This window comes from Streptomyces sp. AC555_RSS877 (assembly GCF_019049245.1).
Classification (GTDB): Bacteria; Actinomycetota; Actinomycetes; order Streptomycetales; family Streptomycetaceae; genus Streptomyces.
On record NZ_JAGMUK010000025.1, the window covers coordinates 61,148 to 76,342 of the forward strand.

15 protein-coding genes are annotated in these 15,195 nt (G+C 71.5%); 7 read left to right on the plus strand and 8 right to left on the minus strand.

What is annotated here, in order from left to right; translation table 11 throughout:
* Positions 1 to 7: 7 nt before the first annotated feature.
* The 5 genes from KUM49_RS11555 (at position 8) to KUM49_RS11575 (ending at position 3,904) form a co-directional block, all read left to right on the plus strand.
* Positions 8 to 412, plus strand: coding sequence for an FMN-binding protein (locus tag KUM49_RS11555; RefSeq protein ID WP_217236671.1), 405 nt, complete (start codon positions 8 to 10; stop codon positions 410 to 412).
* Between the two features lie 5 nt (positions 413 to 417).
* A complete protein-coding gene (locus KUM49_RS11560; protein WP_217236672.1) occupies positions 418 to 1,158 on the plus strand; it encodes an FAD:protein FMN transferase in 741 nt (246 codons plus the stop codon).
* A gap of 210 nt (positions 1,159 to 1,368) precedes the next feature.
* A complete protein-coding gene (locus KUM49_RS11565; RefSeq protein ID WP_217236673.1) occupies positions 1,369 to 2,535 on the plus strand; it encodes an ABC transporter ATP-binding protein in 1,167 nt (388 codons plus the stop codon).
* The gene (locus KUM49_RS11570; RefSeq protein WP_217236674.1) at positions 2,532 to 3,239 is read left to right on the plus strand and encodes an ABC transporter permease; all 708 of its coding nucleotides are present in this window, start codon (positions 2,532 to 2,534) and stop codon (positions 3,237 to 3,239) included. The genes KUM49_RS11565 and KUM49_RS11570 overlap by 4 nt, the downstream gene beginning before the upstream one ends.
* Complete coding sequence (locus KUM49_RS11575; protein WP_217236675.1) at positions 3,236 to 3,904, plus strand: ABC transporter permease; 669 nt, start codon at positions 3,236 to 3,238, stop codon at positions 3,902 to 3,904. Before KUM49_RS11570 ends, KUM49_RS11575 begins: the two co-directional genes overlap by 4 nt.
* 63 nt (positions 3,905 to 3,967) lie before the next feature.
* Here the strand turns inward: KUM49_RS11575 and KUM49_RS11580 are convergent, their stop codons facing one another.
* From KUM49_RS11580 to KUM49_RS11595, 4 genes are read right to left on the minus strand one after another with little or no spacing between them, the layout of a single operon-like run.
* Positions 3,968 to 4,570 carry an ATP/GTP-binding protein gene (locus KUM49_RS11580; RefSeq protein ID WP_217236676.1) on the minus strand — a complete coding sequence of 201 codons (603 nt, stop codon included), beginning with the start codon at positions 4,568 to 4,570 and terminating at the stop codon, positions 3,968 to 3,970.
* Positions 4,557 to 5,003, minus strand: coding sequence for a DUF742 domain-containing protein (locus KUM49_RS11585; protein ID WP_217236677.1), 447 nt, complete (start codon positions 5,001 to 5,003; stop codon positions 4,557 to 4,559). The genes KUM49_RS11580 and KUM49_RS11585 overlap by 14 nt, the downstream gene beginning before the upstream one ends.
* Before the next feature lie 36 nt (positions 5,004 to 5,039).
* Positions 5,040 to 5,516: a roadblock/LC7 domain-containing protein gene (locus KUM49_RS11590; protein ID WP_053752455.1), complete on the minus strand. Its 477-nt coding sequence runs from the start codon at positions 5,514 to 5,516 to the stop codon at positions 5,040 to 5,042.
* Positions 5,513 to 8,305: an ATP-binding protein gene (locus KUM49_RS11595; protein ID WP_308406602.1), complete on the minus strand. Its 2,793-nt coding sequence runs from the start codon at positions 8,303 to 8,305 to the stop codon at positions 5,513 to 5,515. The genes KUM49_RS11590 and KUM49_RS11595 overlap by 4 nt, the downstream gene beginning before the upstream one ends.
* A gap of 382 nt (positions 8,306 to 8,687) precedes the next feature.
* Here KUM49_RS11595 and KUM49_RS11600 point away from each other — a divergent pair, with 382 nt between their 5' ends.
* Both KUM49_RS11600 and KUM49_RS11605 read left to right on the plus strand, forming a co-directional pair.
* Complete coding sequence (locus KUM49_RS11600) at positions 8,688 to 9,644, plus strand: ABC transporter substrate-binding protein (protein WP_217236678.1); 957 nt, start codon at positions 8,688 to 8,690, stop codon at positions 9,642 to 9,644.
* A gap of 271 nt (positions 9,645 to 9,915) precedes the next feature.
* Positions 9,916 to 11,424: a M81 family metallopeptidase gene (locus tag KUM49_RS11605; protein ID WP_217236679.1), complete on the plus strand. Its 1,509-nt coding sequence runs from the start codon at positions 9,916 to 9,918 to the stop codon at positions 11,422 to 11,424.
* Here the strand turns inward: KUM49_RS11605 and KUM49_RS11610 are convergent.
* From KUM49_RS11610 to KUM49_RS11625, 4 genes are read right to left on the minus strand one after another with little or no spacing between them, the layout of a single operon-like run.
* The gene (locus KUM49_RS11610) at positions 11,405 to 12,046 is read right to left on the minus strand and encodes an ATP/GTP-binding protein (protein ID WP_217236680.1); all 642 of its coding nucleotides are present in this window, start codon (positions 12,044 to 12,046) and stop codon (positions 11,405 to 11,407) included. The genes KUM49_RS11605 and KUM49_RS11610 overlap by 20 nt on opposite strands.
* A complete protein-coding gene (locus KUM49_RS11615; protein ID WP_217236681.1) occupies positions 12,033 to 12,395 on the minus strand; it encodes a DUF742 domain-containing protein in 363 nt (120 codons plus the stop codon). The genes KUM49_RS11610 and KUM49_RS11615 overlap by 14 nt, the downstream gene beginning before the upstream one ends.
* 1 nt (position 12,396) lies before the next feature.
* Positions 12,397 to 12,828, minus strand: coding sequence for a roadblock/LC7 domain-containing protein (locus KUM49_RS11620; RefSeq protein ID WP_217236682.1), 432 nt, complete (start codon positions 12,826 to 12,828; stop codon positions 12,397 to 12,399).
* 11 nt (positions 12,829 to 12,839) lie between these two features.
* Positions 12,840 to 15,188 (minus strand): nitrate- and nitrite sensing domain-containing protein, encoded by a 2,349-nt coding sequence (locus KUM49_RS11625; protein WP_217236683.1) that lies wholly within the window; start codon positions 15,186 to 15,188, stop codon positions 12,840 to 12,842.
* Positions 15,189 to 15,195: the final 7 nt, after the last annotated feature.

Here is a 15,195-nt window from a genome sequence, read left to right on the forward strand (position 1 = left end):
AGACACCGTGAAACGAGCAATCCCTGTCGTGGTTCTGAGCATCGCGGGCCTGGTCCCCGTCTGGCTCTACCAACCGTCGGCCGACACGTCCACCGTCCAGGTCATCACGCCCGCCCCGTCTTCGTCCCCCTCGTCCGGGACCTCGGGATCCTCCTCCCACGTCGTCGCGGGCCCGACCGTGACGACGGAGAAGGGCCCCGTGCAGGTGGAGGTGACCTTCGAGGGCGACGAGATCAGCTCCGTGAGGATGCTTCAGCAGCCGAACCACCCGCAGACCACGGCGGCGGTGCCGAAGCTGATCGCCCAGACGCTTCAGGCGCAGAGCGCGGACGTCGACACGGTGTCCGGCGCGACCATCACCAGCGACGGCTACCGGGAGTCCCTCCAGGCCGCGATCGACGCGAAGGGCTGACCGTCATGCACCGCGTCGAACACGTCATGGGCTTCCCGGTCTCACTGCGGGTCGACGACGAGCACATCCCCGAATCGGCCGCGGACGCGGTGTTCGCGTGGCTGCACGAGGTCGACGTCCGGTTCAGTCCGTTCAGGCCCGACAGCGAGGTGTCGCGCCTCGACCGCGGCGAGCTGTCGCCGGGAGATCTCAGCGCGGACCTGCGCGAGGTCCTCGACCTGTGCGAGCACTACCGGGCCGCCACCGGCGGCGCCTTCGACGTACGGCTGCCCGGCCGCGGCCTCGACCCCTGCGCGGTGGTCAAGGGCTGGTCGGTGCAGCGGGCGGCGGAACTGCTGACGGCGGCCGGGGCGACGCGCTTCTGCCTCAACGCGGGCGGTGACGTGGTCGCCGCCGGCGGTCCCTGGCGCGTGGGCGTACGGCACCCCGAACACGCCGACAAGCTGTGCACCGTCCTGGAGGTCACCGACGGCGCGGTCGCCACCTCCGCCCGCTACGAGCGCGGCGACCACATCATCGACGGCCGCACCGGCCGCCCGGCGACCGGTCTGCTCAGCCTGACCGTCGTCGCCCCGACCCTCACCGAGGCGGACTCGGTCGCCACGGCGGCCTTCGCGATGGGCGCCGAGGGCGTCGAGTGGGCCGCCGGGCAGCCCGGGTGCGAGGTGTTGGCCGTGGACGCCGAGCGGCGGGTCCTTCGGACGCCGGGGTTCCCCGTCGCGGGGGAGGACGCGGCGGCCGCATGACGCCCGGCCGCGATGCTGGACGGACCGCCGGAACGAAACGACGCCCCACCGCCGGAGCAGGCGGGCCCTTCCGGCCCGCCACCCGGGAGAACCGGCCACTCGTCCGACAAGGGCCCGCAACACACGAGGTCTAGACTCTCCCCGCAACGGCCTGCACGAGCGTGACCGAAAACGGGCAGCTTCTGCCAAACCCGAGGGGTATTCGGCGTTTTGATACGGATAGATTCAGTCACCAAGCGGTACCCGGACGGCACGGTGGCGGTCGACCGGCTCTCGTTGGAGATACCCGACCGCTCGATCACCGTCCTCGTCGGACCCTCGGGCTGCGGGAAGACGACGACCCTGCGCATGATCAACCGGATGGTCGAGCCCAGCGAGGGCACCATCCTCCTCGACGGCAAGGACATCCTGCAGCAGCCCGTCAACACGCTCCGCCGGTCCATGGGTTACGTCATCCAGAACGCCGGGCTCTTCCAGCACCGCACGATCGTCGACAACATCGCCACCGTGCCCCGCATGCTCGGCTGGGGCAAGGACAAGGCCCGGGCGCGGGCGCGTGAGCTGATGGAGCGCGTCGGTCTGGACGCCGGGCTCGCCAAGCGGTACCCCTACCAGCTGTCCGGCGGACAGCAGCAGCGCGTCGGTGTGGCCCGGGCGCTCGCCGCCGACCCGCCGGTGCTGCTCATGGACGAGCCGTTCTCCGCCGTCGACCCCGTCGTCCGCAAAGGGCTTCAGGACGAACTCCTGCGCCTCCAGGAGGAGTTGGGCAAGACCATCGTCTTCGTCACCCACGACATCGACGAGGCCGTCAAGATCGGCACGATGGTCGCCGTGATGCGCACCGGCGGCAAGCTGGCCCAGTTCGCGCCGCCCGCCGAGCTGCTGTCCAGCCCCGCCGACGCCTTCGTCGAGGACTTCCTCGGCGCGGACCGCGGCATCCGGCGGCTGTCCTTCTTCTCCTCCACAGGACTCGACCTGCTGACCGCGCCGATCGTCGCGATCGACGCCACCGCCGAGCAGATCGCCGCCCGCAGCGCGGCCGACACCCCCTACCTCCTCGTCACCGACCTGGACGGCAGGCCCCTCGGCTGGAGCGAGCCGCGGGACCTGACCGCCGGCGCCGTCGAGGCGGCGGAACTCCTGCCGTACGGGCGGCCGTTCGTGGCCGGCAAGGACTCGTTGCGGGCCGCCCTCGACTGCGCGGTGCTCTCGCCCACCGGCTGGGCCGTCGCCGTGGACGGCGAGGGCCGGGCAGCCGGAGTCGTCTCCCAGCAGGCCATCGGCGAGGCGATCCGCGGCGCCCACGCGGAAGGCCGTACGAACGGCGGGAGTTCCGCCGCCTCGACGGTCACCAAGGCCGCACGGATCGCGCCGTGAACGGCTTCTTCGACATCCCCAGCGACCTCCAGCACAGCTGGCTCGGCCTCGTCGGCCTGCACCTGCGCGAGGCCCTGCTGCCGGTGCTGGCCGGGCTGGTGATCTCGCTGCCGCTCGCCCAACTGTGCGTGCGCTTCCGCTGGCTGTACCCGCCGGTGCTGTGGATCACGACCGTGCTGTACGCCATCCCCTCGCTCGCCTTCTTCGTGCTCCTCATCGACTACACCGGACAGACCGAGCTCACGGTGATGATCCCGCTCACCGTCTACAGCCTCGTCGTCCTGGTCCCGTCGATCGTCGACGGCGTCCGCTCGGTGCCGCAGGAGACCCTGGCCGCCGCGACCGCCATGGGCTTCGGGCCCGTACGCCGCTACATCCAGGTCCAGTTGCCGATCGCGGTGCCCGCGATCACCGCCGGGCTGCGGGTGGCGACCGTGTCGAGCATCAGTCTCGTCAGCGTCGGTACCCTCATCGGCAACCAGGGCGCCCTCGGTAACCTGCTCAACGACGCCACCATCTACAACCGGCCCGAACTCGCGGTGAACGCCGTGCTCACCATGGCCGCCCTGGCGATCCTCGCCGACGGCCTCCTGGTGGCCCTGCGCCTCCTGCTGACGCCGTGGATGCCGCGCCGGGCGCACACGAAACCCAAGGCCGACCGGCCCGACCCGGCCGCCCTCGCCCTGGAGGACGCAGCCCGGTGAATTTGCTCAACTTCATCAACGCCTTCTTCAGCGACAGCGCCCACTGGACCGGCTACGACGGTATCCCCACGCGCGTCGGCGAACACATCCAGTACACCCTGGAGGCGCTCGTCCTCGCCGCCGCGATCGGGCTGCCCGGCGGCCTGATCACCGGTCACTACGGGCGCGGCGGGAACGCCCTCTCCCTGATCGCCACCGCCGGGCGGGCCCTGCCCACCTTCGGCCTGCTCGTGCTGATGACCCTGCTGCTGGGTTTCGGTCTGGTGAACGTGATGATCCCGCTGGTCGTCCTCGCCGTCCCGCCGATCCTCGTCACCACCTACGAGGCGATGCGTTCCGTCGACCCGTCGCCGGTGGACGCCGCCCGGGGCATGGGCATGAGCGAGGCCCAGGTGCTGTTCCAGGTCGAACTGCCGGCGGCGCTCCCGCTGATCCTCAGCGGCCTGTGCTCCGCCGCCATCCAGATCGTCTCCACGGCCACCATCGCCGCGTACGTCTCGCTCGGCGGCCTCGGCCGGTACATCGTCGACGGCCTCTACCAGCGCGACTACGAGAAGGTCGTGGGCGGCGCCACGCTGGTGGCCGGGCTGGCACTGGTCACGCTCGCGGTGTTCTGGGCGGTGTACCGGACCGCGGTGTCGCGCGGGGTACGGCGAAGCGGCTGACCCGGAAGCAGCCGGCCGAGGGCCCGGGGCGGTGGTGAGATCCGCCCCGGGCCCTGTCACGTGTCAGCCCTCGGTGCGCGCCAGGGCCTGTTCCAGTACGACGAGCAGCGCGTCGCGCACCGAGCCGCGCTCGCGGGCGTCGAACACCACGACCGGGACGCGGTCGTTGACGTCGAGCGCCCAGCGGACCTCGTCCAGCGTGTGCCCGACCTTGCCGTCGAAGGCGTTGACGGCCACCGCGAACGGGATCTGCTTGTGCTCGAAGTAGTCGACGGCCGCGTAGCAGTCGTCGAGGCGGCGGGTGTCCACGATGACGAGCCCGCCGATCGCGCCCTCGACGAGGTCGTCCCACATGAACCCGAACCGCTCCTGGCCGGGCGTGCCGAACAGGTACAGCTTCAGGGTCGGGTCGATGGTGATGCAGCCGAAGTCCATCGCGACCGTGGTGGTGGTCTTGCGCGGGGTGTGGCTGAGGTCGTCCACGCCCGCCGCGACCTCGGTGATCGCGGCCTCGGTGGTCAGCGGCGCGATCTCGGAGATCGAGCCGACGGCGGTGGTCTTGCCCACCCCGAAGCCGCCCGCGATCACCATCTTGACCGGCAGCGGCGGCCGTACGGCCGGGGCCTGCGCGGCCCCGGGGCGGGTGGCCGGTTCAGTCGGTGTCACGGAGAACCCCTCGGGAGTCGGGGATGGCCCGGAGGCCATCGATAACCCTTCGCAGGACGGATGCGTCGTGGGTGACGCCGGAGTCGGGCACGTGCACGGTCAGCTGCCCCGCCGCGCGCAGGTCCTCGGAGAGGATGCGGACCACGTTCAGGTGCAGCCGCAGCCGGGCCGCGATCTCCGCGATGGACTGCGGGCGGCGGCAGGCGGCGACGATGTCGTGCTGTTCGAAGGAGAGCCGGTCGAGCTCGGCGAGCCCTTCGGCGGTGGCCACCACCTGGGTCTCGACGGGCATCGTCCGGCCGTTGGCGCTGGGTGCCACCCGGCCGGCGGTGACCAGGAACGGCCGTACGGCGGCGACGGGGCCGCCCGGGTCGGGGCCCGGCGGCGTGTTCCCGTCCTCGCCGGCACTGCTGGGAGTGCGGCCGTCCGCCATGGGTCGTTCTTCCTCCTCGGCCGGGCGGGCGCCCGGTCAGCGCTTCGACGCGGCGCCGACGCTGTTCTTCAGTTCGAGCACCAGCTGGGGACTGAGCGCGCTGCCCGCACGGTTGGCGAACAGCGTCATCTCGTAGGCGATGTTGCCGAGCTTGGCCTCCTTGTCGGTGACGACGCCGAGGACGGCGCCGCTGCCGACCGCGGAGACCAGCACGTGGCCGCCCTCCAGGTCGATGATGACCTTGTTGAGGCCGCCCAGGCCGTAGTTGCCGGAGGCGCCGGCGGCCAGGCTGGTGATGCCGGAGACGATCGCCGCGAGGCGCTCGGAGTCGGCATGCTCGCGCAGCTCGGACACGGCGATGAGCAGGCCGTCGGAGGACACGGCGATGGCGTCCACGACGCCCGCCGTCTCCGTCGCGAAACGATTCAACAGCCACGTGAAGTCGGCTGCGGCGGCCTGGAGTTCGGCCGGCGTGGTGCCTCCCGTCGGAGTGTCACCTGTCGACGTGCTCACTGCTCCGCTCCTTCCGGGGAGTGGTTGTGATGGTGCGGGGAGTTGGGTGGGGTCGCTGGGTAGGGGGTGGTGGCGGTGTCGTTTCCGCTGTCGCGGTGGGCGCGTTCCACGGCCGCCTCGAACTCCTCGAGCGCGTCACGGACGGCGTCCGCGTCGGCGGCCCGGGGCGCGTCCCGGCGGGACGTCTGCTGGTCGGGGTCGGCTCCGAAGGTCGTACGGAGGGTGGCGCCACGGACGCGGCGTCGCAGCGGGCGGGCGTCGGGACCGTCGTCGGAGACGGGGCCGGTGGCGGGCGTGGGTGTCCCGGCCGGGACCCTCCCCTCGGTGCGGGCCCTCGGGATGAAGGGGGCATCGGCGGGCTGGGAGTCGTCGGGGGCCTTGCCCTTCGGGCCGGGGACGGCTGACCCGCCGTCGAGGCCAGGGGCGCCTGACGTGCCGTTGCGCTCCGAGGCCGGCGAGGTGTCCGCCGGGGCGGGGTCGCGCCGGGGCACCCTGCGGGGGAGCGGGGCGGGCTCGCCGTCGACCGGCTCGGTGCCGTGCGGGGAAGCGGTGCGGGCGGTGTGTACGGGCTGGTCCGCCGTGGAGCCGGCGCCCGTGACCGCTTCGGGCGGGCCCGCGCGACCGGCCGCGCCGGCAGGCACGGCCGCTGTCGCCGAAAGCCGACCCGAACCCGAGCCAGCCTCCGACTCCGAGCCGGAGCCTGCGGCCGCACCCGCACCCGCACCTGAGGTCGAAACCGAGCCCGCCGTCAACTCCGCAGCGGACCCGGAAGCCAACGCGCGCCTCGCGCCCTGCGTCGCACCGCCGGAGGCTCCCGCACCGCCGGAGACACCCGTGGTGATCGCCATCGGGCTCATCGTCAGCAGCAGGGACGACGGAATGGTCACCTCGGCGGTCACGCCGCCCCCCGGCGTGCGGGACAGGATCACGTCCACCTCCCAGCGGCGCGCCAGCGTGCCCACCACGAACAGGCCGAGCACCTTCGTGGGGACGAGGTCGAGGCGTTCGCGGCGGATCAGGCGGGCGTTCTCCTCGTCGAGCCGCTCGGCGCTCATGCCGAGGCCGTGGTCGCAGACGACGACCAGCGCGCCCTCGGCGCTGTCGCGGACGGTCACCTCGACGGGGCTGCCTTCGGGCGAGAACGACACGGCGTTCTCGACGAGTTCGGCCACCATCAGGGTGAGGTCGCCGATGATGTCGGGCTCCACCATGACCTCGGTCGCGGCGTGCAGATGCACCCGCCGGAAGCCCTCGATCTGACCGAGCGCGGCCCGTACGACGTTGGTCAGCGCGAGCGGTCCGGAGTCGAGGACGGTCTCGCGGATACCGGCGAGGAGCATCAGGCTGTCGGCGTTGCGGCGCAGGCGGACGGCGATGTGGTCGATGCTGTAGAGCCGCTCGAGGAGGGCGGGGTCGGTCTCGCCGCGTTCCACCGCGTCGATCAGCGCCAGCTGCCGGGTGGTCAGGTTGCTGACGCGGCGGCCGACGTTGCCGAACATCTCGGCGACGTTGCGCCGGCTGAGCACCTGGCGTTCCAGCAGCGCGGACGCGGTGGTCTGGACGTGGTTGAAGGCGTCGGCGAGGTCGCCGATCTCGTCCTTCGCGGTGACCGGGATCTCGCGCAGCCGGACCGGCCCGTCGTCCTCGGTGTCCTCGTCGGCGACCCGGGCGAGTTCGCGGCCGGCGACGTCGGCGACCTCGCGGGCGGCACCGGTGAGTGCCTGCACCGGCCGTACCACCGAGCGGCGCACCAGCACCGCGAAGGTGATCCACACGGCGAAGAGGAACAGCGCGAGCCCCAGCAGCAGGACCGCGCGCCATGCGGCCTCGCTGGAGGCGGCGTCGGCACGGTCGGCGATCTGGTCGATGAGGGACGCGGTGATCTTCAGCCGGGTCTCGGACTGCAGCCGGTAGTCGCGATAGGAGCCGAGCGCCTCGGTGAAGGCCTCGCGGATCTGCGCGGGTGTACCGGCCTGGAGGTTGCCGGGGTCGATCTGCAGCTCGGCGTAGTGCCGGCCGATCGTCGCCTGCGAGGAGTTGTGCTCGATCCCGCCCAGCTCGTTCGCCTGGGCCTCGGTGGCGAACCGGGCGAAGCGGTCGGCCTGGTGGTTGTACTCGTTCTCGAAGCCGACCGCGCCGATGAACTCGATCTGGGCGTTGCTGTCACCAGTGCGCGCGGAGAAGACGGCCGTCTCGAAGGCGCTGTGGGCGGCGTCGGCGCGCAGCAGGGAGTCCAGCAGGTTGCCGGTGAAGGTGCCGGCGAGGGCCGTGTTGTGGTCCAGGCCGAGGCCGTCGATCAGGCCCGTGGAGGCGTTGGTGTAGGCCGGGTCGATGTTGTCGGCGGGCAGATAGCCCTGCTCGACGGTGTCGCGGAGGCTGGTCAGGCCGTTGATCTCGCGCAGCGCCTGGGCCTCGGTGTCCGGCAGTCGGCCGCCGAAGGTGTCGCGCACCTTCTCCACCTGGGAGTCGACCGCGGCCTGCGCCTTGCGGTAGTCGGCGTCGGAGGGACGGCCCCCCTCGGGCGCCGCCTCGTGCCGCACGGACAGCAGGATGGCCTGCTGGTGCTCCAGCTCCACGCGGTCCACCAACTCGGCGACCTGTGTGCTGCTCCGGACCAGTTCGGCCGCGGCGTTCGCGTTCCGTGCCTGGTCCACCTGGTCGGCGATGAGGTAGGCGAGCAGTGCGGCGACCACGGCCAGCGGCACGCCGACGAGGACGTTGAGCTTGCGGCGGAACGGCCAGCGGTCGGCGAATCCCCGAACGCCACCCCGGGGCTCGTTCGTGGACACCAGGCCTCCTTCGTGACCGATTGTGATCGCTTGCGGTCCGGTGTGCCAGAGGCACCCACGTCGGTGTGAACGCCCCGGTCAAGGTGCGGAACAACACCGGTGCGGCCCCCGCACGCCACAGTGAGCGGCGCCAACTTCCGCGAGACTACAGCCTCTTGGGACACCGGTTCGTGCCACCCTGAGTCAAGAATCCATTACGACCCGCTCCGCTTCGGCGGGTCCGGTGCCGGCCCGTTCATACCGTGTTCACAATGGGCAACGCATTGAAGCCAATTGGTGACCATGCTGCACTTGACTGACCAAGAACCGGCTGGATTGGATCAGCGCAAGAGCTTGCGAGCAACCATCTCCGAGCATCCATCCAGAGTCCGGAACGGGAATCGTGACTTCCACCACCGCACACAGCAGGTTCCGCAGGACACACCCCGGCGTGGCCGCCGTCGCGCTCGCCGCCGCCGCGGCCCTGCTCGCGGGATGCTCCTCCTCCGACGACACGTCGGACCCGCTCGCCGGCGACAAGGCGGACGGCGGCACCGTCGTCGTCGGCTCCAACAACTTCGCCGAGAGCATCCTGCTCGCCGACATCTACGGCGAGGCGCTGAAGGCCAAGGGCATCAAGGTCACCTACAAGCCCAACATCGGCAGTCGCGAGACCACCTACGGTCTGCTGAAGAACGGCTCCATCACGGTCCTGCCGGAGTACAACGGCTCGCTCCTGGCCTACCTTGACCCGAAGGCGGAACAGAAGACGGCCGAGTCGGTGAACGCGGCCGCGAAGGCCAAGCTCGACTCGAAGCTCACGCTGCTGGACTCGGCACCCGCCGAGGACAAGGACTCCGTCAGCATCAACGCGGAGACGGCGAAGAAGTACAACCTGACCGCCCAGTCCACCCTCGCGGACCTCAAGGACATCGCTCCGGAGCTGGTCATCGGAGGCTCGCCCGAGTTCCAGACCCGGCAGCAGGGTCTGCTCGGCCTGAAGTCCGCGTACGGCCTGGAGTTCAAGTCGTTCAAGGCGCTCGACGCGGGCGGTCCGCTGACCCAGGCGGCGCTGACGAAGAACACCGTGCAGGCCGCGGACATCTTCACCACGGACCCGACCATCACCAAGGAGAAGTTCGTCGTCCTGCAGGACCCGAAGAACCTCTTCGGCTTCGCGAACGTGACCCCGCTGGTCTACAAGTCCGGCCTCTCCCAGGAGGGCGTGGCCGCCCTCAACGAGGTCTCGGCCAAGCTGGACACCAAGGCCCTCCTCGACATGGACACCCAGGTGCAGCTCGAGAGCAAGGACCCGCTCGACGTCGCCAAGGCCTGGCTGAAGTCGGTCGGCCTCAACTGACGCCACCCACCCGCGCCCGGACGTGCCGTCCAGGCCGCCGCGGGTGCCCTCCGACCCGGAGGGCACCCGCGCCGTCCTCGACGGCACGACACGCGGCCTCTGCGCCGACGCCGGCCTGGCGGGCGCGGGGCAGTTCGCACTGCAGCGGGCGCGCTGGAGGCGGTCACCGGCGCGCACCTTTCACCTGCCGGCAATCACTCCTCACCTGTCGGCAACCACTCCTGAGCCACGGGCGGTCACGCTTGACCTTCCGCCGACGTAGGGAGCTCTCATGCCGCAAGCCCGTCCCGTCATCGCCGTCGCCGGACTCGGCATCGAGTCCTCGACCTTCTCCCCGGCCCGCACCAGGGCCCCCGCCTTCCATCCGCGGCGCGGCACGGACGTCCTGACCCGCTACCCCTTCCTCGCGCCCGGGCAGCCCCTGCACACGGCAGCCGACTGGCGCGGCGCCCTGGTCGGCAAGGCCCTGCCCGGCGGCACGGTGACCTCCACCGCGTACGCGGAACTGGCCGCCGAACTCCTCAACAGCCTGAGCGAGCTGGGGCCGATCGACGGCCTCTGGTACGACATCCACGGCGCGATGACCGTGGAGGGACTGGACGACGCCGAAGCCCAACTCCTGCACCGCATCCGGGAAGTGGTCGGCCCGCACGTCCTCGTGTCCACCTCCATGGACCTGCACGGCAACGTCTCCCGCGACCTCGTCCACCAGAGCGACCTGATCACCTGCCACCGCATGGCCCCGCACGAGGACGCCATGGACACCGAGGAACGCGCGGCCCGCAACCTCGTCGACCTGCTGGCGAGCGGTGCGCCCCGCCCCGCCAAGGCCTGGATCCCGGTGCCGGTGCTGCTGACCGGCGAGCAGACCTCGACCCGGACCGAACCCGCGAAGAGCGTGTACGCGGCCGTGGACGAGGTGGAGGCGGCCGACGGCGTGACGGACGCGGCGATCTGGGTCGGCTACGCCTGGGCGGACGAACCGCGCAACCGGGCCGCGGTGGTCGTCACGGGCCCCTCGCCGGACGCCGTCACCGTCGGTGCGGAGCAGTTGGCCGCCGGTTTCTGGAAGGCCCGCCACTCCTTCGACTCCGTCGCGCCGACCGCCTCACTGGACGAGTGCCTGGACGCCGCCCTCGCCTCCACGGCCCGCCCCTACTTCGTCAGCGACACCGGCGACAACCCGACGGCGGGCGGCGCCGGGGACGTCACGTGGGGACTCCAGCGGGTCCTGGACCGCCCCGAGTTCAAGGAACCGTCGGGGCCCACGGTCATCTACGCCTCACTGCCGGGCCCCGGCGCCGTCGACACCGCCGTGGCGGCCGGCGTCGGCGCGACCGTCACGGTCACCGCGGGCGCCGAGGTCGACGACCGCCACGCCGGCCCGCTCACCCTCACCGGCGTGGTCCACTCGGTACGGCACGGCGACCGGGACGCGCAGACCGAGGTCGTGCTGCGGGTGGGCTGCGTCCGCGTGGTCCTGACCCGGCAGCGCAAGCCGTACCACCACGAACACGACTTCACCGACCTGGAGTTGGACCCCAGGGCGGCCGACATCGTGATCGTGAAGATCGGCTGTCCGGAGCCCGAGCTGTTCGCCATGGCCGCCGACTGGAAGATGGCGCTCACGCCGGGCGGCGTCGACCAGGAGCTGACCCGGCTCGGCCACCGCCGCATCCGCCGGCCCTTGTTCCCCCTCGACGCCGAGATGCCCGACCCGGACCTCACGGCCCGGCTGATCGCACCCTCGAACAGGGAGCTCACCGGCCCGGACGAGTGAGCTGAGCGCCACCGCCGCCCGCCTCGGCGATCAGCAGGTCCAGCAGCGCGATCAGCAGGTCCCGGCTCGACTCGCGCTCGCGCGCGTCGCACAGCAGCACCGGAACGTGCTCCGGCAGCGCCAGGGACTCCCGGATCTCCTCGGGCGGATACGGGTGCTTCCCGTGGAAGCCGTTGACCCCGACGACGAACGGGATGCCGCGCCGCTCGAAGAAGTCCACGGCGGCGAAGCTCGACTCCGGTCTGCGCACGTCGATCAGGACCACGGCGCCCAGCGCGCCGACGGCCAGGTCGTTCCACATGAACCAGAACCGCTGCTGCCCGGGGGTGCCGAAGAGGTACAGCACCAGCCGGTCGTTGATGGTGATCCGGCCGAAGTCCAGGGCCACGGTCGTGGCCGCCTTCGCCTCGATGCCGGCGAGATCGTCGACGCCGAGGCCCGCCACGGTCAGGGGTTCCTCGGTGCGCAGCGGAACGATCTCGCTGACCGAACCGACCATCGTTGTCTTGCCGACGCCGAACCCTCCGGCGATCAGTATCTTGACGGTGTCGGGTGCGACGGGCGCGACGTACGCGCCGGTCGCCTCGGGTGCCGCCCGGGCGGCGGGATCAGAGCCGGCCAAGGCCGTCCCTCACTTTCTGCAGCAGGTCCAGGTCCAGTTCCGGGATGCGGGAGACGGGGTGCGGAGGATGGGCGGTGATCAGGCCGGCCTCCAGCAGATCGCAGAGCATGATGACGACCACGCTCACCGGAAGGTCCAAGCGGGCGGCGAGCTCCGCCACGGCGAGCGGCCGCTCGCACCGGCGCAGGATCCGCGCCTGCTCGGGCTGCGGCCGGGGGGCCCGCTCCGGCGGCGGGTTCACCGCGGTCACCGTCGTGATGAGGGTGAAGTCGGCGCGGCTGGGCCGGGTCCGGCCGCCGGTCAGGGCGAAGGGCCGTACCAGCCGGCCCGCCGCGTCGCTTCCGCTCACCTCACTCGCCGGTGGCGGTCGCTGGGCCCACATGCGCCCGCGGCGCCGCCCCGAGGTGCTCGCCGATCTTCTTCACCAGCATGTTCATCTGGTACGCCACCACACCGACGTCCGCCTTCGGCCCGGTCAGTACGACCAGGTGGGCGCCGGGGCCGGCCGCGGTCAGTATCAGGTAGCTGTTGGCCATCTCGATGAGTGCCTGGCGCACCGGACCACCCCGGAAGTCCATGCTGACGCCCTTGCTGAGGCTCATCAGACCGGACGCGGTCGCCGCCAGCCGTTCGGCGTCGTCGCGCACGAACCCGGTGGACCTGCTGACGACGAGTCCGTCCTCGGAGAGCACCACGGCGTGGTTCACGTCGGCGACCCGGTCCACGAGGCCGGTGAGCAACTGGTCCAGTGCGGTGTCGGTCGCGGGGGTGGGGCGTGTCATGGCGGTGTCCTTCATGAGCGGTCGGTGTGCGGAGTCGGGGTGACGGCCGGCGCGTCGTCGCCGTCCGGCACCTGCTCGTCGTGCGGCTTGTGTTCGTCGTCGTCCCTGGCGCGGAGCGTTCCGCGCTGGAAACCGGCGAGCGAGGAGGCGGCTCGCTCCGCGGTGAAGTCCTCGAGGTCGTCCTCCACGGCGGGCGCAGAGTCCTCGCGGAGTTCGTCGACCAGGTTCGTCTGCGGCACCCGGCGGGGCAGCGGGGTGAGTCCGTCGGGCCGGGAGGCACGAGCGGCGGGCGCGGGCACGGCGGCGGGGACGGGGACGGTGCGTGCGGCCAGGAGAGGCCGGGCCGACCGGGCCGTGGACCCGACCTGCACCAGCTCGGCGTCCGGTACGGCCTCCGCGTCCGCCATGTCGTCCGGGCCCGCGTCGGCGTCCTCCCGCACCACGATCTCGTGCGGGATCAGCACGATCGCCGTGGTCCCGCCGTACGGCGAGGAGCGCAGCGTCACGGCGATGCCGTGCCGGTTGGCGAGCCGGGAGATCACGAACATGCCGAGCCTCAGGTCGTCGGCCAGGGCCACCACGTCGAACTTCGACGGCCCCGCCAACTGGGCGTTGAGTGAGGCGTAGTCGTCCTCGGACATGCCCAGGCCCCGGTCCTCGACCTCCACGACCAGCCCCTTCGCCACCATCGCGGCCCGCACCCCGACGGGGCTGGGCGCGGGGGAGTACACGGTGGCGTTGTCGATGAGCTCGGCCAGCAGATGGATCACGTCCGCCACCGCGGGCGGAGCCAGGCACACCTCCTCGTCGGTGTGCACCTCCACCCGCCGGTACTCGGCGACCTCGCCGACCGCGCTGCGCAGGATGTCGATCAGCGCGACCGGTTCGGTCCAGCTGCGCCGCGGCTGCTCACCGCTGATGATGACGAGGTTCTCCTCGTAGCGGCGCAACTGGCTCGCCATGGAGTCCAGTTCGTACAGACCCTTGAGGACGTCGGGGTCCTGGTGCTCGCGTTCCAGCGCGTCCAGCTGGCTGAGCTGGAGGTTGACCAGGTTCTGGCTCTGCCGGGCGATGCCCAGGATCACCTTCTGGAAGCCGCGACGGGTGTCGGCGAGTTCGACGGCGGTCACCACCGCCGTGCGCTGCGCGGTGTTGAAGGCCTGCGCCACCTGCCCCAGTTCGTCCGAGCCGTAGTCCAGCGGGGGCGCCGCCAGGTCCACGTCGACCGTCTCGCCCTTGTCCAGCCGGCGGACCACGTCGGGCAGCCGGTCCTCGGCCAGACTGAGCGTGGCCTGCCTGAGGCCGTGCAGCCGCCGGGACAGGGAGCGGGTGATCCGCCAGGACATGCCGGCGCACAGCAGCAGGGCGACCAGCCCGCCCGCGCTGAGGGAGGCGGCCGTCAGGAGCAGGTCGTCGGCCTTCTCGGAGCTGCGGGCGAGCAGTCCGGACGTCTGCTGCTGGATCAGGAGGCCGTACTCGTCGGAGACCTTCTGCAGCGCGGTGGTCCACTGCTTGCGCACATCGGCGGGCAGGCTGATCCTGCGGGCGTCGCCGGACGGCCGGGCCGCGAGCACCTTGTCCTCGACGGTCTGCAGGGTCTGCCACTCCGGGCTCTGCAGGATGCGCTCGGTCTGCGTCTTCGTGCTGCCGCGCAGCGACGGGATGATCTCGTCCTCGACGATCCAGCGGCGTGAGCTCACCGCCTCGGCGAACACCGTCCAGCGCTTCTCGTCGAGGTAGCCGGCCGGCCAGGCCAGTGTGAGCAGCGCGTCCTCCTGGGAGACCAGCTCCGCCGCGTGCTCCAGCGAGACCAGCGGACCGGCCTGTGAGGTGAGGTCGCCGTCGTCGACCTGGGAGAGCTCCTGGAAGGCGTGGATCTGGTCGTCGATGATCGAGGTGTACTGGTCCAGCGCCTGCTCGGCGGTGATGTCACTCGGGTCGTCGATCTGACTCCGGTAGTACTCCAGGCTGCCCACCGACCCGACCACCGAGTACAACCGGTCCGCTATCCGGGCCGGGGCCCGCTCGAGCTGGTCCGTGTGGCCGGCGAGCTTGGCGACCGCTGCGTCGGTCTCCGTGCGCGCCCGTTCCAACGCGGCCCGGGCGCCGGGCTGTGAGGCCAGCCAGGCGGCCGACAGGCCGCGTTCCTGTTGCAGCGCGAGCGTGGCCTCGGTGCCCATGGCGCCTGTCGACCTGCTCAGGGCCGTCTGCGAGCGCAGCCGAAGGCCCTCCGAGAACATCTGCGTCGTCGTCAGCGCCCACATGGCGGCGAGGGTGACGCTCGGGACCAGGGCGAGAAGGATGAGGGAGAGACGTATGGAACCGAGGCGGCGGCGTCGGGCACCTGTCCGTCTAGACATGGCCGTC

Bases quoted from the DNA above. Each gene is read 5' to 3' on its own strand.
- KUM49_RS11585 (WP_217236677.1), bottom strand. From the start codon at position 5,003: ATGGCGGACGGCCGCACTCCCAGCAGTGCCGGCGAGGACGGGAACACG.
- KUM49_RS11605 (WP_217236679.1), top strand. From the start codon at position 9,916: ATGCCGCAAGCCCGTCCCGTCATCGCCGTCGCCGGACTCGGCATCGAG.
- KUM49_RS11560 (WP_217236672.1), top strand. From the start codon at position 418: ATGCACCGCGTCGAACACGTCATGGGCTTCCCGGTCTCACTGCGGGTC.
- KUM49_RS11620 (WP_217236682.1), bottom strand. From the start codon at position 12,828: ATGACACGCCCCACCCCCGCGACCGACACCGCACTGGACCAGTTGCTC.
- KUM49_RS11625 (WP_217236683.1), bottom strand. From the start codon at position 15,188: ATGTCTAGACGGACAGGTGCCCGACGCCGCCGCCTCGGTTCCATACGT.